The following is a 2,260-nucleotide window of genomic DNA, read 5'->3' as shown; positions in this document are numbered from 1 at the left end:
GTTCCGGTCTGGACAAAGGGCATGGGTCGGGCTACTCAAGTGAGGTTAGGGTTGAAGACAATCCGCGCCGAGAACGGCTTGAACCGCAGGTAATTGATGACGATTGCACTCGTCCACTTCAATCACATAGAAAGCCGGAACCATACTACCTGGCCGGACATGCGCACTTCCAAGTGGAAGCCGAACTACGGTGACATGCTCGTCTGCATCGCGATCCTACACGAACTGAAGCTGGAAAAGACGGTTCGGGTCAACTTCGGTGACACACTCTCGCAGCCGGTGGATCGTGCGATCATTCGTGGATCGACATATCTGCACAAGCACTTCGATTTCGAGGCAGCCAACAAAACGCTCGACAGCATTGATGCTTCGTTGGCGATCGTCGGCCTTGGTGCACAGAACCCCACCAAGGATGTCACCTATCTCGACAGCAACGTTGGCGCGCGTGAGTTCATTGCCCGGCTGAACGAGAAATCTGCCAGCATCTCTGTCCGCGGCGACTTTACTGCATCGGTGGTGGAGCGGCTGGGTGGGCGGAACATCCGCGTAACGGGCTGCCCGTCGCTGTTCTACACCCTGCGTGCCCCGCAGGTGCGTGTCCCGGACATGCTGGCAATGCCCGAGCGGTCGATCGGCGTCTCGATTCACTCCGGCCTGACGACCAATATCTTCTGCCACGCCCCGACCGAAGCACTAACCATGCACGGCAAGGTGATTGCTTGGGCGCTCGAGAATGCGGCGAACATGTCGGTTTTCGAGCAGGGGGTGCTGCGCGAATACGATATCGCCGATCACGATCTTTCCTTCGCCGAGCGACGGGAAGCCGCCGCCGAGGTGATCGGTCGCATGAGAGCGACCGAACTTTTCTCGCCCGAGCGGCTGATGGCGCATATGGTCAGCGTGAAGAGCATTGAGGAATGGCTGGCCAAGGCGCGCGATCTCGATGCCATCGTTGGCTTCCGCTTTCACGGCAATATGGTGGCGCTGTTGCAAGGCAAACCCTGCTATTACTACGTCTACGATTCTCGCCTGACCGAATTCTGTGAAGTCTACGGCCTGCCGTATCAGGGCGTCACCGAAGACTGGTGCGACCCAGCGCAAGCGATGATCGAACATGATTGGATCGAGGCTAACAAAAAGATCAAGACCTGCTTCGAGGAGCTGAAATCCTTCTATGTAGAGAACAGCTTCATTTCCACTCTGTAGTTGAACGACGGCTTATTCAAATCCGCCTGCGTTTCCCAAAAATGACATATGGTGGATTATTCAGTCTTCAAAATTATTTCCATCGCTTTAGAGTCTGATTCGAAATTAATCTGAATTGCATCAATGCCTTGCGATACGCCTGACGAAGCTGGACACCTCCGGAAACTGCCGATTTCTGCTATGATAGGGCATGCAGCCTGTAGCGAGTTTGGTGATGTCGGGCCAGTTCGGTTTCTGGGATTTTGAGGATCGTCTACGCGAGTTGTCGGCGGAGGGTGATCCGCTGGAGCGGCTGTCGGCGACGGTTGATTTTGAGCAGTTCCGGCCGGTTCTGGCCAAGGCCCTGCGCCGTGGCGACCCGCGCAAGGGCGGTCGCCCGCCGTTCGACGCGGTGCTAAAATTCAAGATGCTGGTGTTGCAGGCGCTGCACGGTCTGTCGCTGCAACAGACCTCGTATCTGGTGCGTGACCGGCTGAGCTGGATGCGGTTCTGTGGGTTGGGGCCGGGGGACGGGGTACCCGATGCCAACACGCTGTGGGATTTCCGCGAGGCGTTGATCCGTGCCCGTGCGCTGGACGGGCTGTTCACGCGTCTGGACCAGGCAATCGTTGCGGCGGGTTATCTGCCGATGTCGGGCCAGATCGTGGATGCGACCCTGGTGGCGGCGCCCCGCCAGCGTAACAAGGAGGAGGAGAAAGCGGCGATCAAGCAAGGCAAGTCCGCCCATGAGATCTGGCCCGATCAGCCGGCCAAGGCGGCCCAGAAGGATGTGGATGCACGCTGGACGGTGAAATTCAGCAAGGCCAAGCCGGCCCCCGAGGGGGCACCGCAGCCGCCCGACATCGCCATCCCGGTCTTTGGCTACAAGGCGCATATCGCCATCGACCGGCGGCATGGTGTGATCCGGCGCCGGCTGGTCAGCGATGCTGCCGCCCACGACGGCGCGCGCCTGCGCGAGGGACTGATCGACCCGGACAATACGGCGTCGGGCGTGTGGGCCGACACGGCCTATCGCTCCCAGGCCAATGAGGATTTCCTGCGCGACGCCGGCAAG

General features: G+C 59.3%; 2 protein-coding genes. Both read left to right on the top strand.

The features are described 5' to 3' along the window. Positions 1-96: 96 nt before the first annotated feature. Positions 97-1,206 (top strand): polysaccharide pyruvyl transferase family protein, encoded by a 1,110-nt coding sequence (locus ACM9LZ_RS25720; protein ID WP_416622352.1) that lies wholly within the window; start codon positions 97-99, stop codon positions 1,204-1,206. Between the two features lie 214 nt (positions 1,207-1,420). Then, positions 1,421-2,260: transposase (locus ACM9LZ_RS25715; RefSeq protein ID WP_416622353.1), on the top strand; the 840-nt coding region annotated here is incomplete at its 3' end.

It is taken from the genome of Niveispirillum fermenti (assembly GCF_048066175.1).
Classification (GTDB): domain Bacteria; phylum Pseudomonadota; class Alphaproteobacteria; order Azospirillales; family Azospirillaceae; genus Niveispirillum; species Niveispirillum fermenti.
Note: the sequence above shows the minus strand (reverse complement) of the source record. Positions and strands in the feature narration are given on the sequence as shown.